Below are 23,529 nucleotides of genomic sequence, written 5' to 3' on the forward strand. Positions count from 1 at the left end.
GGTGTGCGTCAAATAGCGCACACCTAGCGTTAGTCCTTCTTCTGCGAGATGATCCCCTCCAGAATCCAGTCATGGAGGGATCATCGTGACAAAAGCCGAGTTAGAAGAACTTCGCGAGCTTTGGCGCGCCCGTGTGACGGACTTTCGGGCCAGCGGGTTAACCGGAGCAGCATGGTGTGCCGCGCATCAGGTCAAGGAGCACCAGCTGAGGTATTGGGTCGGCAAGTTTAAGGCGGACACCGCCCACGACAGCCAGGGGCGCGATGATGTTGAGCCGCGTTTTATCCCGGTGCGCTTGGACGAGTTTGCGACTGAAGTGACGGACAAGCCGCTGTCCGTACGCGTAGGGCCTGCTGTGATCGAGGTCTTACCTGGTTACGACTCGGATCTGCTGCGCGATGTGGTGCGCACTCTGGCATCGCTATGCTGAACATCGACACCGCACCGGAGTTGCGCGTGTATCTGGCCTGCGGCAGCACGGACCTGCGCAAGTCCATCGACGGTTTGGCGGCCCTCGTGCAGGAGTCCTTTCAGCTGGACCCGTTTTCTCCAGCGGTATTCGCGTTTTGTAACCGGGAGCGGGACAAATTGAAGTTGTTGTACTGGGAACACAACGGCTTCTGGCTGTTTTACCGCCGCTTGGAGCGGGGACGGTTTGAATGGCCGGGCGCCAGGGACTGCAAGACCCTCCTCATCACCCGTCGGGAGCTGAACTGGCTGTTGGACGGACTGCCACTCAACCAACCAAAGGCACACCCCAAAGTTACGGCGAAAAAAGTGGTGTGAGACCGATAAACACAGAAGGATCTGTCAAGGGATTTCGGCAAGTGTGTCGAAATCGTTTTGCATGATGAACACGACGACGGAGACCCCAAACCAACTGGAAGCCCTTCAACAGCGCAACGATGCGCTGGAACAGGAAGTCGCGGAGCTGAAAAAGCAGGTCAAACTGCTGCTGGAGCAGCTTCGCCTGACCCGTCATCGGCAATTTGGGAAGTCCAGCGAACGCGTAGCGAATGACCAGATGCGCTTGGATCTGTTATTCAATGAGGCCGAGGTTGAGGCGCAGCCGGAGGCAACGGAACCCACCCTCGAGACGGTGACCTATGAGCGACGCAAGAAGCAGCCTGGCCAGCGGGATGCCATGCTGGCAGACCTTCCGGTGGAACGGGTGGAGTACCGTCTGTCGGAGGAGGAACGTCAGTGCCCGTGTTGTGGCGAGGTGATGGACGAGGCGGGTGTGGAAATCCGTCGCGAGCTCATCCACATTCCAGCACAGACAAAGGTACGTGAACACGTGCAACAACAGTACGCATGCCGGACGTGCGACAAGCATGGGACCGAAACGCCCATGGTCAAGGCACAGATGCCCAAGCCCCCGATACCGGGTAGCCTGGCATCCGCATCGATGTTGGCGTATGTGATGGACAAGAAATACGTGGACGGCTTACCGCTGTACCGGCTGGAGGAGCAGTTTGCCCGGCAGGGTCTGCAGTTGACCCGGCAGACGCTGGCGAACTGGGTGGTACTAGGCGCGACACGATGGCTCGAACGCATATACCACCAGTTGCACGAGGAATTGCGCAAGCGGCGGTATCTTCATGCGGACGAGACGACACTGCAAGTGCTGCATGAGCCAGGACGACCGGCTGAGACGACATCGTACATGTGGTTGCACCGCAGTGGTGCAGATGGACCGCCAATTGTCCTGTTCGACTATCAGGAGACCCGCTCGAAAGAGCACCCGAAGCGATTTCTCGAAGGATTCGAGGGGTACCTGCACGTGGACGGGTACAGCGGGTACAACGACCTTCCAGGGGTGAAGCTGGTCGGGTGCTGGGCACACGCCAGGCGCAAGTTTCATGAGGCACACACTGCACTGCCAGCAGAGGAGCGAAAGAAACCGACAGCGACCAGAATAGGATTAGAATACTGTAACCGGTTGTTCAAGATTGAACGCGCTCTGAAGGACGCGAGCCCAGAAGAACGTCACATAGAGCGGCAGAGGTTAAGCCGGCCGGTGCTGGACGAGTTTTTGGCATGGCTTCAGGAGCAGAACAAACAGTTGCTGCCCAAGAGCGCCTTGGGGCAGGCGGTTTCTTATTGCCTCAACCAGTGGTCTAAACTTACCACGTTCCTGGAAGACGGGCATTTGGAGTTGGACAATAACCGGAGTGAGCGGTCGATGAAGCGGTTCGTGATCGGACGAAAAAACTTCCTGTTCGCGAACACCCCACGGGGCGCGAGAGCAAGTGCCACCACGTACAGTTTGGTGGAGACGGCCAAGGAGAACGGACTGAACCCGTACCTGTACCTGGAGTACCTTTTCGAACGGCTACCGAACATCCAGACGGACGACCAGACGGCAATGAACGAGTTGCTGCCGTGGTCGGAGCGTCTGCCTGAGCGAATCCGCAGGAGACCGAAAAAAGCATAGCATATGAAGGTGCCCCGCTGGCTCCCCGGCGGGGTTTGCTTTCATATACGACTTTGCTACAGCATGAGGGGGGTAGTGCAAGGTGGGCGGGATTTGACGTTCACGTTTTTAGTCGATTCACTTGGCCTTCCACTTGACCATTACTCCACGGTTGCGAAATACCTGCGTAGACTGCATCGTAATCTTTTCGTATCCCTCTGGCAAAATTCCGAAGTTCGTGGATACCACAACTCATCGCTTTGTCCAGCCAATCGTCTAATCCAGCTCCATTTCTCCTTTTCATCAGTCTATAAAATGGTGTGTTGGAACGGGACATTATGCGACAAACCCGGCACAAGTCATTAGTAACATTGAGACGATATATACGGGAAGGAAGTTTGTTTCGCGATAACCCATCAGGAAGAGTGGGACTATAACTTGTTTATTTCAAAGCTACCTTTACAACTAGCACATTCATAACGGTGACTGTCAGGTACTTCTAGATGCTTGCTGTCAGCATTATGAATTTGAGTGTTTCCACATTCTGGACAATATTGCACATTTCCTTGAGAAAAAGGCATTCTAAAAAAATCCTTTCTTTAATGAACCATGAATTCCAAGTGACATTGACAGTGGGAATTTCGCCGACAAACAATGCAAGCAGCAACAAGCTTGTATTCATAGCCCTCTTAGGATCATGTTATGAATATTTCAGGATCAGTAACAGAAAACATCACAGTGAGATTGAGGTCCACCACTGACTTGTAATCCGACGGCATGTCCCATTGCATGCCATATCGAATAACAGGTCCCATTATAGCTGGGGCTAATTATTCTTGGTGTCGTCAAAGTTACGGAGTTGTATAGAGGAATGTTACTTTTCGGTTGTTGCTGTGTATGAGTAATCCAAGAAGCAGCGGCGACCGCAAATGCGTCTACCAGGTCACGACTAATTCCTTTCAAAGATGGGTACTGGGTAGAGATCTTATAATGACTTGTCATGAAACATTCATAGAGGTATACAATGCCCGAGGTGGTTGGCGGGGCGAGCTTTTTAATGTTGAGCGTTGCAATGTAGTTAGAATAGGCGGAGATTAAGCAGAGGATCTGTGTCAAATACACCCAACTCATGACCGTAGCTGCCGCTCCACTACGGTTGTACCACTCGTGATTTGCAGTTTCCTCTTTAAAACGGGGTTTAAAATCGTCAACGAACCACATCGGTGCATCGACCCCTATAGCAATCGAATTCCCATTTTTTAAATCAAGATCTAAAGCTTTTTTAAGTTTGGAGAATTTATTTTGTGCTTTGTGATTAGTTGTAGAGTGGTTTGAAACGCCATATTGGTCGATTCTGCACCATGCAAATGATTTATTCCCTATGTCAAGACCATATGATACCAACATATTTACAACACCTCCAAAAATTCGTGTCAAGTAGCTTCAGTATAGCGCTAATCGTAATTTTCAAAAATTTTAGCGCAGTGACCGGGGGACGTCGAAACCTGCGAGGGCTGGGCATTCCATATTATAATATATTGACAGGTTCTGGTGCAAAAACCACTTGAGTGCAGCGATCATCGTATTAATCGTTGGTATGACGCCGCGGCATGTATGAACGCATTCAAGAGGATTACGAAACCCATGCTTGGGTTCAAATCATTCGTGACTGCCGAAAAGACTCTTGCTGGGATAGAAACTATGCATATGCCACGGAAGAAGCACACGCCTGCTTGTTCCATTGTGTTGTTCATAGATTACCTGTTCGGAACATCCGTCTAATCCATGGATTGCAAACAGACCAGTCTACGCTGCTCGCAATCTTTGCACCAGAACCCTCATGAGGGGGCATCTCCATCCTACTATTTAAAGAGGGAAAGTTCGTAGCAATTCCTTCCCCACTTCTGAAGTGGGGGTATCCTTGCCACATTACGATGAATCTCGCCTTCTCCAAACGAATAAAACGCCAAAAAATTTTCTGCGACGTTTTGTAAACCTCGGGGTCACCAGATATCGTGTATACCCGTCATATACAGGAAAATCGTAGAACAGTATCGAATCATCATCAAAGAATTCATTCGGGTCATGGGGGACATACATGAGCAAAATAACGCTTCAGCAATTGGAGTCACATCTTTGGGAGTCGGCCAATATTCTACGTGGCAGCATCGACTCGTCCGACTACAAAAACTATATATTCGGCATGTTGTTCCTGAAACGTCTGAATGACGTATTTGTCGAAACGGCCGAGCGTATTGAACGTGAAGAAGGCGAGGATTACGGCTGGTACGACCATGACGAACACCAATTCTTCGTTCCCGAACGTGCTAGATGGTCGCACATTCGTTCTGTGACGCAAGACATCGGGGCCGTCATTAACCACGCCTTTGAACTGTTGGAGGAAGAGAACGCAACGCTACAAGGCGTTTTGGTGTCAATCGACTTCAACGACAAGGAACGTCTACCCGACGCGACCGTATCCAGACTAATTCAGCATTTCAGTGCGTTGGACCTGAGCAACGCCAATTTGTCAGAGCCAGACATATTGGGCCGTGCGTACGAGTACCTGATCAAGATGTTTGCCGACGACGCTGGCAAGAAAGGCGGGGAATTCTACACACCGTCCAAGGTCGTTGAACTCATCGTCAAACTCATTAAGCCGCAAGAAGGTATGCGTATATGCGACCCGACAGCAGGGTCAGGCGGCATGTTGATTCAATCCGTTGATTATATCAAGGCTACTGGAGGCAATCCACGCAACCTGACGCTGCACGGCCAGGAAAAGAACTTGAATACGTGGGCCATCTGTAAGATGAATCTGTTACTACACGGACTCAGTGACCATCGTATCGAAAAAGGCGATACCATACGTGACCCAAAGTTGGTTCAAGACGGCGAACTGATGCTGTACGACCGCGTTATTGCGAATCCGCCGTTCAGCTTGAAGGGATGGGGACGGGAGGACGTCGAATCGGACGGTTATGGACGTTTCCGCTTCGGTCTACCGCCAAAAGACAAAGGCGACTTGGCGTTCGTTCAGCACATGATTGCCACGTTGAATCATGAAGGAAAAGCTGGCGTCGTCATGCCGCACGGCGTTCTGTTCCGTGGGGGTACAGAAGGGACGATACGCCAAGGTATTTTGGAGGAAGACTTGTTGGAAGCCGTTGTTGGTTTACCATCGAACCTGTTTTACGGGACAGGTATTCCGGCGTGTATTCTGGTATTCAACCGGCACAAGGACGCCGACAAACGCGGCAAGGTGTTCTTCCTGAACGGGGCCATCGACTACCAAGAGGGAAAGAACCAGAACTTCTTGCGTGACGAGGACATCCAGAAAATCGTGTCGGCGTATGATGCGTGGCAGGACATTGATAAATACTGTCGCATTGTCGACATGGATGAAATCCGTAGGAACGATTACAACTTGAACATCGCCAGATACATTGACTCGACGGATGAAGAAGAACAAATCGATGTTGAGGATGCCATTGCCGAGTTGCGACGCCTTGAGGACGAGCGTCGTCAGGTGGAACTTGTGATGAACGGCTACCTGAAGGAGTTGGGCTATGGTGAATAACGATTGGCAGTCGTTCAGCCTTCGAAACCTTGGTGAGCTCAAATACGGAAAATCTCCGAAGGAAACGGTTCAGACCGATTCTGGCCATCCCATCATTGGGACAAGTGGGATAGTGGGTTACTCGGAGAAATCACTGTTCAATGCACCTCTGATAATGGTCGGTAGAAAAGGAACTATTGATAAGCCGCTGTTCATTGAACAGGACTGTTGGATAATAGATACTGCCTATGGGTTGCTCCCAGACAACACCGTAGCCGACGTGAAGTGGTTGTACTACTTCCTGTCCAATTATGGCTTGAGCAAGTTGAACGAGGCGACAGGGGTTCCAAGTTTGAGCCGTGAAAGCCTATACAACATTGAGGTTCCGGCGCCGCCTCTCTCCGAACAACGTAAAATCGCCGCCATTCTCACGTCCGTTGACGATGCCATCGCCGCCACGCAACGCATCATCGACCAGACCGATGTTGTCAAACGTGGCTTGATGCAGCAGTTGTTGACAAAGGGAATTGGTCACACGACGTTCAAGCAGACGGAGATTGGCGAGATTCCGACGGAGTGGGACGTTAAAACGATTGGTGATATTTTAGTAGATTGTCAATATGGACTATCTGAATCACTGTCAACTGAACCTGTAGGGATACCCGTCCTTCGCATGAACAATATTCAGTCAGGTATGGTTATAGTTGAAGACCTAAAGTACCTGAACGTAGAAGAATCCAGTATCCAAAACTATATATTGAACATGGACGATGTTCTATTTAATCGGACAAATAGTCAAGACCTTGTTGGGAAAACTGCAATTTTTAAACATGACGGGAAATTTACTTTTGCGTCCTATTTGATTCGAGTTAGAGGAAACAAAGAGATGATTGACCAGAACTTCCTAAACTATTATATGAACTCTGATGCGGGACAGGCGAGGATTAGGGCTTACATGTCAATTGGAGTCAGTCAGTCAAATATCAATGCAACAAATCTTAAGAAGGTGTATTTACCTTTGCCGCCGCTAAAGGAACAACGGGCGATTGTCGATACCCTATCTTCGGTGGACGCTAAAATTGAGAATGAGAAGAACGCTCTAAGCGGTTTAAACAGCTTAAAGCAAGCCCTAATGCAAGTCCTTCTCACTGGCAAAGTCCGTGTCAATGTCGATGAATCGTCCGAGGTGTCCGTATGACGACCACACAGGATTGGAACGAAAAGGAACTGGTTGAAAACCGTATCATCGAACAATTGAAACGGTTGGGCTACACGTACATACACGGTTCGTCCCTTGAAGGCGAACGCCAGACGTTGCGGGACGTCGTTCTGGAACAACGTCTAAGTGACGCTATCAAACGCATCAACCCGTGGATTGACGACAATAACTTGCACAAGGTCGTCCGTGACGTAACCCACCTCGAAGCGGCCAGCCTCATGGAGGCCAACGAAGCCATTCATGAAAACATCGTTCACTACGTCTCGGTCGAACAAGACCTGGGGCACGGCAAAAAGAACCAGACGGTCAAGTTGATTGACTTTGACAACATCGACAACAACGAGTTTCTGGTCGTCGATCAGTTCAAGGTGAGTGGTCTGACGGACAACATCATCCCTGACGTGGTGTTGTTTGTGAACGGCTTGCCTCTGGTCGTCATCGAGTGTAAAAGCCCGTTTATATCCAGTCCAATCGCTCAGGGCGTCAAGCAGTTGGAGCGTTACCAGTCCGAAGTTGACCAACTGTTTTACTACAACGAAATCCTTATCAGTACGTGCGGACAGCAGTCCAAATACGGAACCGTAGGGGCGAAGTTGCGTCACTACGGGGAATGGAAGGACCCGTACCCGTTCACTGCGTCAGATATCGGGACGACCGAAGTGAACCCACAGGATGTTCTGGTCGTCGGAATGTTGACCAAACGTAACTTGCTGGACTTAATTCAGAACTTCATCGTCTACGAACCCGAGGGAGGACGTACCATCAAGAAGTTGGCGCGTTACCAGCAGTTTCGTGCCGTCAATAAAGCCATTGACCGTATTGTAAATGCCGATTCGTTAGATGAACGTGGCGGCGTCGTTTGGCACACGCAAGGTAGCGGGAAGTCGCTAACCATGCTGTATCTGGCGGTCAAGTTACGTCGGCTATCCGAATTGGGCAATCCAACTATTCTGGTCGTGACAGACCGTAAAGACCTGGACAGACAGATTGCCTCCACGTTTAGGCGATGCGGATTTCCGAACCCTAATCGTGCTGAATCGGTTGCCGACTTGCGGCGTCTTCTACGTCAGGGGCACGGCCAGACAGTAATGACTACGGTTCAAAAGTTCCAAGAAGCGGAATCAGAAGGCGATAAAGTCCTAAGTACCGATGCCAACATCTTCGTGATGGTGGACGAGAGCCACCGCACACAGTACAAAGAGCTTGCAACCAACATGAGAACTGCGTTGCCAAACGCCTGTTACCTTGGGTTCACGGGGACGCCGATTGACAAGAAGGATAAAAGCACGACTCGGACGTTCGGTACATACATCGACACCTACACAATCCAGCAGTCAGTTGACGATGGGGCAACAGTTCCCATTCTGTACGAAAGCCGTATGCCAGACTTGCAGATTGAGGGACGTTCCCTGGACGCCCTATTTGACCGTATCTTCGCCAATTACGACGTGGACGATCGAGAACGTATCAAACAGAAGTATGCTACCGCCGAGGCTATTACAGCCGCTCCGAGGCGTATTGAAGCCATTTGTATGGATATCATCGAGCACTATGAACAGCACATCGCTCCAAACGGCTTCAAGGCTCAAATCGTTGCCGTGAATCGGGAAACGGCCATCCTGTATAAGCAGACATTGGATAAGCTGAATGCTCCCGAATCCGTGGTTATCATCTCAACGGGCCATAACGACAAGGATGAAATCAAAAAATTCCACCTGACGGAGCAGCAGCAGAGGAATTATATCGAGCGTTTCAAAGATCCCGATGACAAGTTGCAGTTCATCATCGTCTGCGACATGCTGTTGACGGGCTTTGACGCCCCAATCGAGCAAGTCATGTATCTCGACAAGCCCTTACGTGAGCACAATTTACTACAGGCGATTGCACGCGTGAACCGCACGTACGACGGCAAGACGTATGGACTGATTGTAGACTACTTTGGTGTATCTGCGTTCTTGAAACAGGCGTTGGACGTATTCCACGAAAAGGATATTCGTGGCGTCATGATGCCTGTTGAGTCCGAACTGCCGCGTCTGCAAAGTCGTCATCGTGCCGCTATGCGTTTCTTCGACCATGTCGGCCATGAGAACTTGGAAGCGTGCATCAAGGTGTTAGAGCCAGAGGATGTAAGGGTTGAATTCGACCTAGCGTTCAAACGGTTTGCAGAAAGTATGGACCTGGTGATGCCTAGCCCGTTGGCAAATCCGTACCGGGATGACTTGAAGTTCTTAGGGAAGGTGCGACTCGCCGCGAAGCAGCGTTACCGCGACGAGGCAATGGACATCTCGGACTGTGGGGCCAAGGTGAAGCAGCTCATCGAGGAACACGTCCGAGCCAACGCCATTGAGGTTCTGCACGACCCGATTGACATTTTGTCCAGTCGATTTGGTGAGTACGTTGACAGCATGTCTTCCGACGAAGCGAAGGCATCCGAGATGGAACACGCCATTCGACATGAAATTCGCGTCAAGATGGACGAGAATCCCGTTCATTACACGTCGCTGCGTGAGAAGTTAGAATCGTTGATTACGGAGTGGAAGGAACATCGTCTGGAGACTGTCCAACTAGTCTTGCAACTACAAGAACTGATTCGCAAGGACATCCAAGGGTACAACGCAGAGCAGTCAACGTCTGGCGTCGTCCGTGAACAACGTCCGTTCTACGATCTACTCAGGAGTGAACTGTCATCTGACAGCCACGATGATGAACAGTTGGCTGACTTGACGCAGATTGTGGTAGAAGACGTATCTGCACTTAAAAATATACGTGACTGGCCGACCAAGGAGGACGTTCAACGCGAAATGCGGAGTCGTATTAAACGGCAGTTGAGGGCAGCTAAGTGCCCGTCGGATAAGCTGGAGTACATAGCTCAGCAGGTGATGAACTTGGCGAAGGTGCATTTCAAGGCGTAAAGGACTGAAATTGATGCCACAACAGTTTCCGAAGGATATAACCGATGCAATGCGGAATTGTATTCTAGCAATCTTCTGGCCGAAAAAGGATATTATAGATTTCTTTAAGAGTTGCGGATGCACGAATTCCGACTTGCGAAGCGTAACTCAACAGGAAACCGTAAACAGGGCAGAAATCGTCGATTTGGTTTTCTCTGCCCTTCACGGACGTACGGATGGTGGAGTCGGGCAGTTCCGGGCGATGCTCAAGGCACTTACCGAGTGGAACCATTTTGACCCTTATTTTTTTCAAACTTTGAGAAAGTTAGACGAGCAGGAAGCAAAGAGACGCATTACCCATCTATCTCAAATCCAAGAGATACGAGATGCAAAGATAAAGACCGAGCGGGAAGCGGCGGCTGCAAGAGCAGCAGAGGCAGCGGAACGGGCAAAAGCCAAGTCTCTAGATCAATTGAAAGACCGATTTCTTAACCTCTTTCGTGCTAAACAATTGAGCCACCAGCAAAGGGGATATGAGTTTGAACAGTTTTTGCGAGAACTTTCCGAACATGCAGGGTTGAGCGTTACAGAACCATTCAGGATACATGGGGAGCAGATTGATGGGGCAATAAAGTATGATGGCGAACATTACATCATCGAAGCTAAGTGGCATGACAAACTAATAGCGTCTGATGCGTTGTATCAATTCGCCTATAAAGTGGAAGGCAAAATGTATGGGCGAGGGTTCTTCTTTTCTGTTAATGGGTTTTCAACGGAATCTGTAGAGCAGTTAGTGATGGGCAAAACTCTACGAACAATTCTAATAGATGGAGCCGATTTAACGATGGTTGTTGAAGGCCGCATACCTTTCGCCACTATGCTAGATATGAAGGTTAAGGCTGCACAAACATCGGGATTAATTTATTTTGACCCGATAGACAACCGCTCTAAAATTTAGACGTTTCATTCATAGTTCCAACGTCGCCCCATGCACCCGTAGCCATTCCTTCCTCTCGTCGTAATCGGGCATTACTGACGCCACGACGGTCCAAAACTCCGCTGAGTGGTCGGCGTGAATCATGTGCCCCAACTCATGCACCACGACGTAATCGACGATTCGCATCGGGGCCATCAACACTCGCCAGTTGACGTTGATGGTCCCGTTCTTCGTACAACTTCCCCAACGTGCTTGTTGGTCTTTGATAACAATCTTGGACGGTTCTAGTCTCAAACGTGGGGCGAATAGCCTTATCCGTTGCTGCACCTTTACAGCTCCATGTGTGATGTACCAATCACGGAACGCCTTTCTGAGATGTTCCTCACGCCAGGTAGGATTAGATGACTTCGGCACGGTTGCCACGAACCGACCATTCTGGAACGCCAGAGACACTTCAGAAACGTCATCTCCCGCCACAACCTTCAACCGATATTGCCGACCTAGATATGGAAACTTTTCTCCGCTAATGAACTCATGGCGAGTTGATAATGGCTTAATTTCACTGAACTCAATGAGTCTGCGAAGTATCCACGGTGCTTTGCGTCGCAACACTGCGTCGATGTGTGCCTGGTCGATTTCATCGGGTACGACTACAGACACGCCTGTTTTCCAGTCAACAGTAATGGTGCAATCACGTTTGGACGACTGGTGACGCATCGTGTATTCAATTGTTGTTGTTCCGTAGGTGAATGTCGGCATGCGGACGGTCCCCCTGATGTCGGATTGCAAACCAACGTTCGCGTCTGCACGTTCAGTATAACAAGGTTGGTTAGTCAGCGTCAGCCTGTTTAGGTTGTCCTGTCAGTTGGGTATCCGGTCAGTCTAGGTAGGCCTTATATGCAAATTTCGAAAACTTGATAATTGGGTTTCCTTCATTGGGTTGAAATGTATATACTATGTGTATACAGAGAGGTGAATGGGATGAAAACAACTGTCACGAAATGGGGCAACAGTTTAGGGATTCGCATTCCAGCGCCAATAGCTGAACAGGCTCATTTGCAAGAGGGAACTTTTGTGGAATTGAAAATGGATGGTGAAAATATCATCATCCATAGAAAGGCCTATACACTAGAAGAACTCATATCACAAATTACGCCAGAGAATCAACATGAAGCTGTAGATATGGGAGAAGCAGAAGGAAATGAAGTTTGGTGAAATATAAAGACATCTATATTCCACAACGTGCGGATGTGGTATGGCTACAATTTAATCCGCAAGCAGGTCATGAACAGGCAGGACGGAGACCTGGTCTGGTGATATCTCCAATCGTTTATAACCAAAAGGTTGGTCTAGCACTTTTTTGCCCTATTACCAGCCGAATGAAAGGCTATCCGTTCGAAGTGGTTCTTCCTGAAAAATTTCCCATTCAAGGTGTTATTTTGTCCGATCAAGTGAAAAGTTTAGATTGGCAAGCTCGGCAGGCAGAATGGATAGGAAGTGTCCCTAAGTCTATCATCGAGGAAGTATTACTCAAAATCCAGATACTTCTGAGTTGATGGTTTCATGAACGAATTGGCATGGAAAGGTGGGGATACCTTTTGTACGGACGTTTCGCTTTCTACTTTGACGACTTTTCAGATGTGAGATGTTTTTTCCACGTGGATGTAGCCACCGAAATCCCCCAATCGCACTACAACCTAGCACCAGGTCAAGCGATTCCAGCGATTGTATCGGACGGAGAAAAACATCGGTTTGGGACGCTACATTGGGGCCTTCAACCCGCAGCCTGGTATGGACAAGGTCCGAAACCAATTAACACTCGTGTGGAGACTTTGCATACGAACATCGTTCTGCGTCATCTGGCCGAACGCAAACGGATGATCATTCCGGCCTCTGGATACTACGAATGGGATCGCCAGAAACAACCGTACTACTTCAGTCTCAAAGATCAACCTTGGTTCGCTTTGGCAGGAATCTATGATGTTTGGCGTGCAGAAAACGGCGAAACCATCCGTACGTGCAGTATCCTCACCACGAAAGCCAACGCTGTCGTCAGTGACATTCACACACGGATGCCAGTGATTTTGCAGCAGCAACATGTTCCGCAGTATCTATCCCGACAAGAGATACCTTTGGCCAAATTGAAGTCGATGCTGAAACCGTTTCGAGAATCCGACATGCGCCATCACAAAGTCTCCCCCAAAGTTGGGAATTTCCGTTATCAAATGCGCCGTAAAACCCCTTGCTTTAGCTATGGGGATATAAGACGCTCGCCGTGAGGCGAAAGTCTTTTAGTTCTTACACAAGACGATATATAATGTAACCATGACACAGAGAGCCTATAAATTCCGCTTCTACCCAACAGAAGAACAACAGCAAATTCTAGCCAAGACGTTTGGCTGTGTTCGCTACGTCTATAATTGGGGATTACGTCTCAAAACCGATGCGTACTACCAGACGGGCAAACGTCTATACTATAAGGATTTGTCTGCTCAAATGACGGTCTTGAAACGGCAACCAGAGACGGTGTGGCTCAATGAAGTTTCCAGCGTCGCGCTCCAACAGGCGTTGCGGCATCTTGATCGTGCGTTCATCAACTTTTTTGAAGACCGAGGAGGATATCCGCAATTTCACAAGAAGCATGGTAAGCAATCGGTTACCTTTGCATCATCTGCTTTCAAATGGGATGGAGAGAGCATCACGCTTGCGAAAATGTCCGAACCACTGAACATTCGCTGGTCAAGGCGGTTTACAGGCACTCCTTCATCCGTCACGGTGAGCCGAGATGCGGCAGACCGATACCACATCTCGATCCTTGTAGATGAGGAAATTTCTCAAGAACCTGTTTGTGACAGCCAAGTGGGTATCGATCTTGGGTTGACCGATTCCGTCATTCTTTCGACGGGTCAGAAGTTTGGCAATCCACGTTACTTCCGCAAAGACGAAAAACGTCTTGCCAAAGCGCAACGTCGACTTGCAAAGAAGCAGAAAGGTTCCAAAAACAGAGACAAAGAACGTCTTAAAGTTGCACGTATTCACGCCAAGATTGCGGATCGTCGTCAAGACTTCCTGCATAAACTCAGCACACGGTTGATAAACGAGAACCAAGTGATCGCCGTAGAGAGCTTGCAGGTAAAGAACATGATTCGCAATCACCACCTTGCAAAATCCATTGCAGATGTAGGATGGGGCGAGTTTGTACGTCAACTCGAATATAAGGCTGAATGGTACGGTAGAACGGTCGTCAAAATCGACAAATTCTACCCCTCCAGCAAACGGTGTTTTGATTGCGGACATATCATGCCGAAGATGCCACTCAGTGTCAGACAGTGGACATGTCCAGAATGCGGGGAACATCACGACAGAGATGTGAACGCCGCTCAAAACATCTTAGCCGCAGGGCTTGCGGTGTTAGCCTGTGGAGAGGCGATAAGACCCGCTCGAAAGCTCAACAGCCAACGAGAAGGCAAGCCTCAACGAAGCAGGAAAGCCAACTAGTGATGGTTGGAATCCCCTGCCTTTAGGCATGGGGAGGATGTCAAAATCGTGTGGAATGTGTAGAACCTGTGGAGTGAGAAGGTTTGGCGAGAGAGTTTCAAGTAGGCGAATTTGTGCGGATTATTGCACTAGACGATTATTGCGGTCAAATTGGACAAGTCATACGCGTTTTTCAAGCCACCTGTCACGTTAAAGTCACAGGCGTGGCTCGTATTTATTTGCGATCGGAATTATTGCCTGCCCGTGTACGTCTCATTCGAGTGCGCAACTCTCGACCGATTCCCAATGTCAAACTCATGCCTTGGGCAATCCACCAATTGGCCAAGGATTTAGAACATCAAGGACTGATGGTGAGCAGAACTCACTACGGGCTTCATACCGCCCCTGCCTACGATATAGAAGTTTCCTATTACCCAGTTGGTCGCTGCATACAGGAAATGGTTCTTCAACATATCCGCTAAACATCTTCATTTTTGATCTCATCTGCTAGACACTTCTTTTTTCATTTTGATTTGTTTGGTGAACGGAAGATTCCAAAAAAATTGGTGCCCAATGAGCACTTTTTTTTGTGCTGTTTTTGGTACGGTAGAAAGTGGAATTGGACGAGATCAATGGTTGTGCTCATTTCTGGAAAGATGGAGTGGGATGTTGAATGCCAAAGCTTCAAGAGTTGAATCCAGCGCAGCAAGAAGCTGCCCAACATAAAGACGGTCCGTGCCTGGTTGTGGCCGCAGCCGGTTCGGGAAAAACGGCGATGCTCATGGCTCGAATTCAGTATTTGATCGAGTCCTGCCACGTCCAACCGAAGAAAATTCTGGCCTGTACGTTCACGCGCAAAGCGGCGGAAGAGATGAGAATACGCTTGGCCAAACTGATCGGTGTTGAGGCAGCAGAAGAAGTCACCATCAGCACGCTGCATGCCGTGGCTTATCAAATGGTGCGTGGGGTATACGCGGCAGATTGGAAGCTGCAAGCCGATACATCCTGGCTTGTAGAACGCGTGTTGGAACCAGCTGGTCCGTACAATACGCATGGCATAGGACCAGTGATGAAACTGTCCGAAGCCATAGCCGAAATTGCTCGTGCGAAAGCAGATTTGCGTGTACCTCAAGCGGATAGTTTGCTTGGGAAAGTCTACTACGCCTACGAAGCGTTAAGGCAAGAAAAAAAGTGCTACGGCATGGAAGATATGCTCCAGGACGCTGTTCGGCTCTTGCGCTCAAGAGAAGAGATGCGCCAACTCTGGCAAAATCGGTGGGACTACGTCATGGTGGATGAATTTCAGGATACCAATTGGGCACAATGGCAGCTGTTGCTCGGACTGTCGGAACGGACACACAATCTGTTTGCTGTCGGGGATGACTGGCAAGCCATCTACGGTTTTCGTGGTGCGCGTCCAGAACTCATGCAAACTTTTTTAAACACGTTTCCAGAAACGAAGGTTGTTCACCTGATTATGAATTATCGATCGCACGAGCTCATTGTCGAGCTTGGCCAACGAGTCATTGCGCTCAATCGAGGATACCAGTTGGAGAAACAGGTCATAGCGGCGCGAGACATGGAAGACGCCGTGGTACAAGCTGTGCAGGTTAAGAACGAAGTCGAAGAAGCCAGTTTTATTGTGACGGAAATTAGACGCAGACACCAGAAACATCCAGAACTACCGTGGCAACAGATGGCGATTTTGTATCGGTCGAATCTGCAATCTCAAATCTTTGAAGAAGCTCTGGAGGAAGCGGACATTCCGTATCAAGTGGTCGGTGACAAACACTTCTATGAATCCTACGTGGTCAAAGGTCTGTTGGACTATCTACGAGCCTTGAATCCTTATGCGGAGCCACAAGTGTGGGGAAAACTCATCAATCGCCCGAATCGAAAAATTCCTCGATCTGTAGTGACGGAAGTGACAGAACGGGGCTGGGTATCCATGATGGAACATCCGAAATGCAAACCGTTTTCAGATGTATTGCGCGCGTTGGGGAAGGTGGCAGAACAAGGGGGACCTGGTGGCGCACTACAGTGGTTGGTACAAAATGTACCGGAATTGATCCCGGAATCTATGCAGGGCGAGTCGTGGCTGGATACGTTCATCTTGTCGGCTCGTCGATTTGGGCAACTGCACGAATATCTGCGTTACGTGGATCGGATGGTGGAGAAAGGAAGAAAACAAAAAGGAAACGCCGTGTGCCTGTCAACTCTCCATAAAAGCAAAGGGTTGGAGTACCACACTGTGTTTTTGGCGGGAATGGTGGAAGGCGTATTTCCTCATCGTCGTTCCACGACCCCCGAAGAGCTGAGAGAAGAAACCAGACTTTGCTATGTGGGCATCACACGAGCTAAAGAAAACTTGTTTCTGCTGTCCGCGAAGCACTATGGTGGGGATGCGAAAGTTACGTCGAGATTTATCCGTGCTTTGTCCGATCCAAAACAATAATGACGAAATGATGACGTTAAAAAAGGCAATGCATACGCTATTCTTGCACTGGGAGGTAGAAGAATGTAAAGAAGAGGTGGAAAGTATGGCTATTATCCGAGAAATGTCAGAACCTGAGCATGAGTATCTAGAACGTCAAATGGCTGAACGGTTGTTAAGAGGGAGTTATGACTTTGCAGGCACACATGTTTATCGTTCTTTGTGGGTTCCACAAGAAGACTTAGCTTTTTGGTTAAAATTTTTAGATTGGACACTTGAACAAGTTTGCGAGAAAAAAACTTTACATTTGTCCAGTCGTTACGCTTCATGCGTTCGAGATATGTATGAACTACGAACACTGATAGCAAATAGTTTCCAGACGCGAAATGTTGGAGAGTTTTTGGAAATTCGACTGATGTATGCAGAAGCATTCTGGCTTATTGATGCTTTGCAAGATTATATACAGGATAGAGAAGAAGAGGATAAAGCGAGTAAATATTTGCATTTTCTTACACCTTATCACGAACGATACTTTTTTGACGAACTGAAAAAACACAGCATGGGAGGATGAGCCGCTATTGGATCGGATCGAATGGACGCTCGAACTTACTCAACTTAGCCTGTGGGAAGATTCAGAAGAAAACAGATGCAGACATCTCGCTCGTAAACTCTATCGTTTCAAGACACAGTTGCCTTGGTGCGCTTGGGAAACGCTTGAAGAAGCTTGGGACTCCACCATTTTGCGGAGTTGGTGTAATCAACCCTTGATCGTTGGCCACGAACTGGAACATGCTGCGACCTTGGCAGAAGCCACTATACCGTTCGTATCGAATTCAACTATGTTACGTTTGGATATCGGACGAGCCAGACAACATCTGATGAGCGACCCTACACCCCTTTCCAAGCGTCAGGTCGAACTGTGGCATGAAGCCCTAGAACATCTGCACAGGTGTGAGTTAGCCCAGTGGGAACAGGCGTACCTCAAAATGGTCGATTTGATCGAAAACCGTAACGACGAATGGACGGCGGCAGAAAACTTCTATACGTCTGCGCTGGTTTCGGCGATGATAGGAAGTGCACATAGCGATGCAATTGGTTAGAGGAAGGATGTTGGCAGACTATTGGACAAACCGTTTGACAAGAAAAAGGTAGCAAAACATCTTACGAAAGATAAAGTCGTTGTTCCTCGTGAAGAATATTTAAACAACTGGTATTACATGCACAATATGAGAAGTTTCATCGAACGAATTGACGCTAAAATCCAGTATGAAGCCTCTCAAGAAGCGGAACGAACGAAAACAGAGCACGAAAAGATGATGGAACGGTTACTGGAGGTGAAAGGCTGGAAAGCGCTGTATGAAGACCTGCAAACCATTCTCAACAACAAACCAACACGCATGGTGATGCGTCTATACTACCTGGAGCGTTTGGAAGAGCAAGTGGATGCCTATATGACCCGGATCAGCATGCGGCGCGTTTTAGGCGAAGAACAAGATGAGGACGAAATGAGAGAAATGGAAGATGACATCATGAGAACCTTGGAAAAGGCCTGGTTGAATGCGCCCGATCCTTACGAAGAAAATCCAGAAAATAAAGATTTTCATTAGGAGAATCCTGTAAAATAAATCTGTGTTTTTTTATCAGACTCGGAGGTGAGAATTTGAGTGGTATCCGGCTTCGTCCGTATCAAGTGGAGGCAGTAGAGGCGTTTTTTCGAGCCTTGCCTGAACATTCACGCCAATTGATGGTCTTGCCAACAGGCGCAGGAAAAACCATTGTTTTCGGTGAAATCGCGAGGCGCTATATCGAACAAACGAGGACGGACAAGCCGGTACTCGTGATGGCGCACCGAACCGAACTGTTGGATCAGGCGGAAGAAAAAATCCGTATGGTTTGGCCAGGAGCAGTGGTCGGCCGTATCCAAGGTCAACAGAATGAGCAACTGGCCCAGGTGCTGGTTGCGTCCACGCAAACACTTGTGATGGGGAGGAAGGTTCGGGAACCCTCGCTTGTCATCTACGACGAATGTCATCACAGCCGAGCAGAAGGCGCTGTGCAGGTTCTGCAACGTTTGGGTGTGTTTGAAACGAACGGCCCGAAGCTGCTCGGCGTAACAGCTACGCCAAAGCGTGCAGACAAGCATGAACTGGGCGACATTTTTGAACATCTCGCGTATGAGCGTACGATTTTAGATATGATCGTGGACGGATATTTGTCGGATGTGCGTGGCCAAAAGGTGGTCATTCCCAACCTGCATTTGGGACATATTCGGACCACTGCTGGTGACTACAATGCCAAAGATCTGGCGAAAGTCATGAATGAATCGAGGGCGCTGGATGCGGTTGTGGATGCGGTGCAAGAGTTCGCACCTCAGCGTAAATCTATTGTATTTGCTGTCGACATCGCCCACGCTCAAGCGCTCGCCAGACGATTTCAGGATCAAGCAGTAGCCGCTGCCGCAGTAGATGGACAGATGTCGGTGGAAGAACGTGCGAGTGTTCTCCAAGATTTCGCAGCCAATCGATTGCGTGTGGTGGTGAACTGTCAGATCCTGACCGAAGGATTTGACCAGCCGGATGTGGACTGTGTAGTCATTGCCAGGCCCACTCGATCGCAGGCGCTCTACACACAGATGGTTGGAAGAGCGTTACGGTTACATCCGAACAAGCGGGATGCGCTGGTTCTGGATTTGGTGGGGGCAAGTGATGACAAGTCCTTGCAGACGTTCACGAAACTCGTGAACAGCCAAAAGAAGCAAACGAAATCTGTACACGCTCTGGAGGGGCAGCCTAGAGAAGATCAGAGTATTGCCCAGTGGATACAAGAGGAAGTCCAAACCCAGCAGGCAAAAACTCAATTGGAAGAACGGTTGGTACAAGCTGTAAATCTCTTTGCCAATCGCAGTCGTTTTCGTTGGCAGCACATTCGAAGAAAAGATCGGGAAGTGTTTGCCATCTCTTTTGGTGAAAACCGTTGGGCCTATTTGTTCCAGGTAGACACGCACTTCTGGCCTGTGCTCGAACTGAACGGTGAACGTTTTATGCCCTTGCATGCGTCAGCACTGCCGTTGGAATATGCGCAAGGTGTGGCAGAAGCTTTTCTGGATTTGCTGGATACCCGCCTGATTGAAAAAGAAGCCGATTGGCGCGCGTTGCCAATAACAGAGAAACAGAGCTATATGCTCGACAAATACAGGATTCCACACAACAAGACATGGACACGCGGGATGGCAGCCGACGTGCTCACGGAACGATTCGCCCGGAAGCGCGTCAAGATTTTGGTGAAAAACTTTCAGGCGGACAAGTGGAGAGAAGCGCTACAAAAACCAGAAGTGCGTGTGTGGTTGGAAAAGAAGCTGGAAATGTTTCGTGTGTATAGTGAAAAACAAAAACATGTAGGTTGAAGCGAGGATGAACATGAACACATCGACCGTCATGCATCAAATGAGCGGAGATTTGGGTATTTTATTGGCAATAATCTTTATTCTATTCGTAGGACTTCGGTTGTTTGGCGCAAAATTCAAGGGAAAAATGGGCGAATTGAAAGTCGATGGATTGCTGGTCAAACTTCCGTCTACAACCTATCACACCTTGGACAATGTGCTGCTTCGCAAGAAAGATGGTCGCACATCACAAATCGATCACATTGTGGTTTCCAAATTTGGTGTATTTGTGATCGAAACAAAAAACCGTGGTGGACAAATTGTAGGCACAGAACACCAAAATCAGTGGACACAATCGATGGGCCATCAACGTCACACCCTTCAAAATCCACTGCACCAGAATTTTGGGCATGTCAGGACGCTTCAGGAAGTCTTGCCAGAATTGCCGGAAACAGCGTTTGTGCCCATTGTGGTCTTTCCCAACCACACAAGCCTTCGTGTTCACGCTTCGTCTCCTGTGCTCCACATGAGGGACTTGGTACGATGGATACTGGCGCAAAAAACGGTGCGTTTAACCGATGGGCAAGTTGGACAAGCCTATGCCAAACTCAAAGAGATGCGTGTCGTAGATAAAACGGCGTACAAAGAGCATGTTCGTCGAATTCAGAAGAATACCAGGGCGATGGAGCAGGCCATCCACACAGGTGTTTGTCCAAAGTGTGGAGGAAAGCTCATCCAACGGCAAGGTCGATATGGGAGCTTTTGGGGTTGCAGTGGCTTCCCACATTGCCGATTTCGAGCCAGCATCCGCTAAAACCGTGTTGATTTTGCCAGAAGTGTCATATTCATGAGAAAAGAGCGTGATTCAGACGCCTATGGCGAAGAACGGACTTCTCCACGTCAACTTCATGAATCTGGAGCCTCCTGTGACGTACGTGGAAACCTGTTTTTCGCATGAGCGACGTCGGTGTCTGAGAAACGCTCTTTCCTCACTACAGGCCAAGATCCCAAAAATCTGTTGTGTCCACTCCGTACTCCCTCAACACCGGCCGTAATTTCCGCTCGGTTAAACGAGAAGGTCTTTGACTAGGATGACCTGCCAGCTTGCTCAACGTCGTATGATGAATACCACTCTTTCTAGACAACTCCATCAAGGATATACCGTTTCTCTCCAACCATAGGCCAAACCGACTTCTTGGCGGATGAAATTTGCGCATAGTGTTTCTATCACCTCTGCCATCATCCTTTCCCTTCTGCAAATTGTGTAAACGTGCTCATCTTGGACAAACCGTCTTGCATATTCTGGAATACTGGCAGAGGGGATGACGGTACGTGGAAAATGTTGTAGGATAGATACGAACATATGTTCGTTAGGTTTGTCACATTTCTTCGTGCTTCGTCGTCATTTTCATACCCGCCTTGCTGATAGAGAAAGAAGGTTCCTTATGAATCCCCAAGTGTACTGGCCCATCGTGGATCAGATTCTGATGCAATCATCACCGATACTGCACGACGAAGATGGTCTTCAGAGTTTGCGATTGGCCGTTTGGAAAGCGCTTCGAGAAATGGAAGAGAAAGAAGCTTCTGTATGCACACCCTTGAAACGTTAGAGGATATCAAACGTTTTGTGATCGCTGTGGCCAAAGCAAAGTCGGTGGACTATTGGCGCAGGGAGAGTCGGTATCGAAATCATGAACAATTGACCTTAAATCAAGCGAATGAGCAAGATGAGGAGCCCATAGAGACTTTGCCTTCCACGGATGCGGAAAGAGATTTTCAAGAAGTGGAAATGAGGTTGGTTTTGGAGACGTTGCCCGAAAAACAGAAAAGAGTCATGGTGGGTCTCGTTTTGGAAGACAAGACGGAACGAGAGTTAGCGGAGGAACTGAAGGTATCTCAAAGTACGGTTCATCGGCTGAAAACAAAGGCTATTCAGCAACTGCAAAAATTTTTTTGAAAAAAGTGAATCAAAATGGCAAGTCAAAACGGTTTTAAAAGTAGGGGGGATTTTAGAACTGCAAGGGAGGTGCAAAAAAATGGAACCGTTGTTTACAATCTCTTCCCTGCACACCGTGGATGGTGGAAGTTTGGCCGTCATGCTGGTGGTACAGATGGTGAAAACGTGGCCAGTATTTCAGCGTTTACCTACGCGTTTTCTGGCTGTGATGGTGGGAGAAATGTTGGTGATTTTCACGACAAGACCACTACCTACCCATGTGGGAGGTTGGACAGTGCTCATCCTCAACGGCGTGTTGTTAGCGGCAACCGCCGTTGGAGGGTGGCACCTGGTCACGAAAAGTGTGACCGAAAAAACAAACATGGACTTGAGAGGATGATACCACATGATATGCAAAGAACGCCTTATTGAAGCGTTGACCCAAACGCACAAAGCGTTGATAGCCTATACCAGGTGCGCGGAAATGTTGGAGAACGAGGAAGACCAGAAGCGGTTGGAACAGGTGAGTTTGTTGTTGGCGGAACAGGCCAAGGTTATCCAGGACGAACTGCTTGGCTATGCCCTCTACTGGGGACGTGGACGGGGACATGTGCAAGGACGTGACCGAGCATGACCACCTATACCCCTGAGCAAGAAGTAGCCTGGATTCGCAAGATCATACGGCATGTGGCAGTCCATACGCGAAACCAATACAAGAGATGGAGCCGAGAAGACCTCATTCTCAATGCCGCGAATGTAGAAGGAGAAGAGTTTATCCAATCCATCCCTGATTTGTTAGCTGATCATTCAAACCGTGAGATGGAATGGTTTTCTGGCTTATCCGAGCGTGAAAAAACCATTCTGTATGGATTGTACTGGGAAGGAAAAAGTCAACGGGAATTATCCAAACAAATAGGGATTGCCCAAACAACGATTAGCCATATACACCGTCAAGCGATTCGGAAATTAAAGGAGCAGATACAAAATGAGGGATAGAACACAGAAGGTACACAATCTTTTGGAACAAGTCAGACAAAACAAGGAAGTAGATGTCTTTCTGTTATGTCGATATTTCCGAGCAGAGATCGATCAGCAAGTGTCATCTGTGCCGAGATGGTGGAGAGAGGAAGCTCAATCGCAAGTTTGTACGGGAATGTTGGAAGAGGTTCTGAAAAAAATTTTTGAAGAGCATGCTCAAAATGGGGAGTAGAGGTGCTTTTAAAGAGTAGAGGGGCAAAACGAAAGCCCCTCACCACTCCGGCCGGGTGGAACTAACAT

General features: G+C 48.7%; 28 protein-coding genes and 1 pseudogene. 25 read left to right on the plus strand and 4 right to left on the minus strand.

The genetic code is table 11. The features are described from left to right. Nucleotides 1-85: 85 nt before the first annotated feature. From tnpA to tnpC, 3 genes are all read left to right on the plus strand, one after another. Nucleotides 86-430, plus strand: a complete 345-nt coding sequence (gene tnpA / locus ACOJUR_RS15280; protein ID WP_072875300.1) for an IS66 family insertion sequence element accessory protein TnpA — start codon at nt 86-88, stop codon at nt 428-430. Next, entirely contained in the window at nt 424-786 is a 363-nt protein-coding gene (tnpB, locus tag ACOJUR_RS15285) for an IS66 family insertion sequence element accessory protein TnpB (RefSeq protein WP_072875299.1), read from the plus strand. The genes tnpA and tnpB (ACOJUR_RS15285) overlap by 7 nt, the downstream gene beginning before the upstream one ends. A gap of 64 nt (nt 787-850) precedes the next feature. Beyond that, nucleotides 851-2,437, plus strand: a complete 1,587-nt coding sequence (gene tnpC / locus ACOJUR_RS15290) for an IS66 family transposase (RefSeq protein WP_420950675.1) — start codon at nt 851-853, stop codon at nt 2,435-2,437. 100 nt (nt 2,438-2,537) lie between these two features. Here tnpC and ACOJUR_RS15295 read toward each other — a convergent pair whose 3' ends face one another. Both ACOJUR_RS15295 and ACOJUR_RS15300 read right to left on the minus strand, forming a co-directional pair. After that, complete coding sequence (locus ACOJUR_RS15295; protein ID WP_420950568.1) at nt 2,538-2,720, minus strand: transposase; 183 nt, start codon at nt 2,718-2,720, stop codon at nt 2,538-2,540. A gap of 413 nt (nt 2,721-3,133) precedes the next feature. Continuing rightward, on the minus strand, nt 3,134-3,823 hold the full coding sequence (locus ACOJUR_RS15300; RefSeq protein ID WP_420950569.1) for a hypothetical protein: 690 nt from the start codon (nt 3,821-3,823) through the stop codon (nt 3,134-3,136). A gap of 219 nt (nt 3,824-4,042) precedes the next feature. On the opposite strand from ACOJUR_RS15300, the pseudogene ACOJUR_RS15305 reads away from it, so the two are divergent. The 5 genes and pseudogenes from ACOJUR_RS15305 to ACOJUR_RS15325 all read left to right on the plus strand — a co-directional run. Beyond that, a pseudogene (locus ACOJUR_RS15305) lies at nt 4,043-4,198 on the plus strand (IS6 family transposase); the annotation flags it as partial. 316 nt (nt 4,199-4,514) lie between these two features. Next, the gene (locus ACOJUR_RS15310) at nt 4,515-5,996 is read left to right on the plus strand and encodes a type I restriction-modification system subunit M (protein WP_420950570.1); all 1,482 of its coding nucleotides are present in this window, start codon (nt 4,515-4,517) and stop codon (nt 5,994-5,996) included. Further along, nucleotides 5,986-7,173 (plus strand): restriction endonuclease subunit S, encoded by a 1,188-nt coding sequence (locus ACOJUR_RS15315; RefSeq protein WP_420950571.1) that lies wholly within the window; start codon nt 5,986-5,988, stop codon nt 7,171-7,173. Before ACOJUR_RS15310 ends, ACOJUR_RS15315 begins: the two co-directional genes overlap by 11 nt. Beyond that, nucleotides 7,170-10,106, plus strand: coding sequence for a type I restriction endonuclease subunit R (locus tag ACOJUR_RS15320; protein WP_420950572.1), 2,937 nt, complete (start codon nt 7,170-7,172; stop codon nt 10,104-10,106). Before ACOJUR_RS15315 ends, ACOJUR_RS15320 begins: the two co-directional genes overlap by 4 nt. 13 nt (nt 10,107-10,119) lie before the next feature. After that, a complete protein-coding gene (locus ACOJUR_RS15325) occupies nt 10,120-11,043 on the plus strand; it encodes a restriction endonuclease (RefSeq protein ID WP_420950573.1) in 924 nt (307 codons plus the stop codon). Nucleotides 11,044-11,052: 9 nt separating this feature from the next. On the opposite strand, the gene ACOJUR_RS15330 is transcribed toward ACOJUR_RS15325, so the two are convergent. Beyond that, the gene (locus ACOJUR_RS15330; protein WP_420950574.1) at nt 11,053-11,781 is read right to left on the minus strand and encodes a M48 family metallopeptidase; all 729 of its coding nucleotides are present in this window, start codon (nt 11,779-11,781) and stop codon (nt 11,053-11,055) included. Between the two features lie 222 nt (nt 11,782-12,003). Between ACOJUR_RS15330 and ACOJUR_RS15335 the strand changes: the two genes are divergently transcribed. The 11 genes from ACOJUR_RS15335 (at nt 12,004) to ACOJUR_RS15385 (ending at nt 21,129) form a co-directional block, all read left to right on the plus strand. After that, nucleotides 12,004-12,237 (plus strand): AbrB/MazE/SpoVT family DNA-binding domain-containing protein, encoded by a 234-nt coding sequence (locus ACOJUR_RS15335; RefSeq protein WP_420950575.1) that lies wholly within the window; start codon nt 12,004-12,006, stop codon nt 12,235-12,237. A gap of 11 nt (nt 12,238-12,248) precedes the next feature. Beyond that, nucleotides 12,249-12,578 carry an endoribonuclease MazF gene (mazF, locus tag ACOJUR_RS15340; RefSeq protein ID WP_420950676.1) on the plus strand — a complete coding sequence of 110 codons (330 nt, stop codon included), beginning with the start codon at nt 12,249-12,251 and terminating at the stop codon, nt 12,576-12,578. A 42-nt stretch (nt 12,579-12,620) separates the two neighbouring features. Beyond that, the gene (locus tag ACOJUR_RS15345; RefSeq protein ID WP_420950576.1) at nt 12,621-13,301 is read left to right on the plus strand and encodes an SOS response-associated peptidase; all 681 of its coding nucleotides are present in this window, start codon (nt 12,621-12,623) and stop codon (nt 13,299-13,301) included. A gap of 46 nt (nt 13,302-13,347) precedes the next feature. Next, complete coding sequence (gene tnpB / locus ACOJUR_RS15350) at nt 13,348-14,520, plus strand: IS200/IS605 family element RNA-guided endonuclease TnpB (protein WP_420950577.1); 1,173 nt, start codon at nt 13,348-13,350, stop codon at nt 14,518-14,520. Between the two features lie 83 nt (nt 14,521-14,603). After that, complete coding sequence (locus ACOJUR_RS15355) at nt 14,604-14,981, plus strand: hypothetical protein (RefSeq protein ID WP_420950578.1); 378 nt, start codon at nt 14,604-14,606, stop codon at nt 14,979-14,981. A gap of 191 nt (nt 14,982-15,172) precedes the next feature. After that, nucleotides 15,173-16,954 (plus strand): ATP-dependent helicase, encoded by a 1,782-nt coding sequence (locus ACOJUR_RS15360; protein WP_420950579.1) that lies wholly within the window; start codon nt 15,173-15,175, stop codon nt 16,952-16,954. Nucleotides 16,955-16,997: 43 nt separating this feature from the next. Beyond that, nucleotides 16,998-17,504, plus strand: coding sequence for a hypothetical protein (locus ACOJUR_RS15365; RefSeq protein ID WP_420950580.1), 507 nt, complete (start codon nt 16,998-17,000; stop codon nt 17,502-17,504). A gap of 7 nt (nt 17,505-17,511) precedes the next feature. Then, nucleotides 17,512-18,033 carry a hypothetical protein gene (locus tag ACOJUR_RS15370; RefSeq protein ID WP_420950581.1) on the plus strand — a complete coding sequence of 174 codons (522 nt, stop codon included), beginning with the start codon at nt 17,512-17,514 and terminating at the stop codon, nt 18,031-18,033. 21 nt (nt 18,034-18,054) lie between these two features. Then, on the plus strand, nt 18,055-18,540 hold the full coding sequence (locus ACOJUR_RS15375; protein ID WP_203115732.1) for a hypothetical protein: 486 nt from the start codon (nt 18,055-18,057) through the stop codon (nt 18,538-18,540). Nucleotides 18,541-18,593: 53 nt separating this feature from the next. Beyond that, complete coding sequence (locus ACOJUR_RS15380) at nt 18,594-20,336, plus strand: DEAD/DEAH box helicase (RefSeq protein WP_420950582.1); 1,743 nt, start codon at nt 18,594-18,596, stop codon at nt 20,334-20,336. A gap of 13 nt (nt 20,337-20,349) precedes the next feature. After that, nucleotides 20,350-21,129: a nuclease-related domain-containing protein gene (locus ACOJUR_RS15385; RefSeq protein WP_420950583.1), complete on the plus strand. Its 780-nt coding sequence runs from the start codon at nt 20,350-20,352 to the stop codon at nt 21,127-21,129. Between the two features lie 178 nt (nt 21,130-21,307). On the opposite strand, the gene ACOJUR_RS15390 is transcribed toward ACOJUR_RS15385, so the two are convergent. After that, entirely contained in the window at nt 21,308-21,532 is a 225-nt protein-coding gene (locus ACOJUR_RS15390) for a helix-turn-helix domain-containing protein (RefSeq protein ID WP_072875409.1), read from the minus strand. Nucleotides 21,533-21,760: 228 nt separating this feature from the next. Here ACOJUR_RS15390 and ACOJUR_RS15395 point away from each other — a divergent pair, with 228 nt between their 5' ends. The 6 genes from ACOJUR_RS15395 (at nt 21,761) to ACOJUR_RS15420 (ending at nt 23,461) form a co-directional block, all read left to right on the plus strand. Next, a complete protein-coding gene (locus tag ACOJUR_RS15395) occupies nt 21,761-21,925 on the plus strand; it encodes a hypothetical protein (protein WP_203115738.1) in 165 nt (54 codons plus the stop codon). Beyond that, nucleotides 21,904-22,272, plus strand: a complete 369-nt coding sequence (locus ACOJUR_RS15400; RefSeq protein ID WP_420950584.1) for a sigma-70 family RNA polymerase sigma factor — start codon at nt 21,904-21,906, stop codon at nt 22,270-22,272. The genes ACOJUR_RS15395 and ACOJUR_RS15400 overlap by 22 nt, the downstream gene beginning before the upstream one ends. Nucleotides 22,273-22,351: 79 nt before the next feature. Next, complete coding sequence (locus ACOJUR_RS15405) at nt 22,352-22,651, plus strand: hypothetical protein (protein WP_203115742.1); 300 nt, start codon at nt 22,352-22,354, stop codon at nt 22,649-22,651. Between the two features lie 6 nt (nt 22,652-22,657). Further along, nucleotides 22,658-22,885 carry a hypothetical protein gene (locus tag ACOJUR_RS15410; RefSeq protein ID WP_203114151.1) on the plus strand — a complete coding sequence of 76 codons (228 nt, stop codon included), beginning with the start codon at nt 22,658-22,660 and terminating at the stop codon, nt 22,883-22,885. Beyond that, nucleotides 22,882-23,247, plus strand: coding sequence for an RNA polymerase sigma factor (locus ACOJUR_RS15415; protein WP_420950585.1), 366 nt, complete (start codon nt 22,882-22,884; stop codon nt 23,245-23,247). Before ACOJUR_RS15410 ends, ACOJUR_RS15415 begins: the two co-directional genes overlap by 4 nt. Further along, nucleotides 23,237-23,461, plus strand: a complete 225-nt coding sequence (locus ACOJUR_RS15420) for a hypothetical protein (RefSeq protein WP_420950337.1) — start codon at nt 23,237-23,239, stop codon at nt 23,459-23,461. Before ACOJUR_RS15415 ends, ACOJUR_RS15420 begins: the two co-directional genes overlap by 11 nt. Nucleotides 23,462-23,529: the final 68 nt, after the last annotated feature.

It is taken from the genome of Alicyclobacillus tolerans, from assembly GCF_048984885.1.
Lineage (GTDB): Bacteria > Bacillota > Bacilli > Alicyclobacillales > Alicyclobacillaceae > Alicyclobacillus_I > Alicyclobacillus_I tolerans.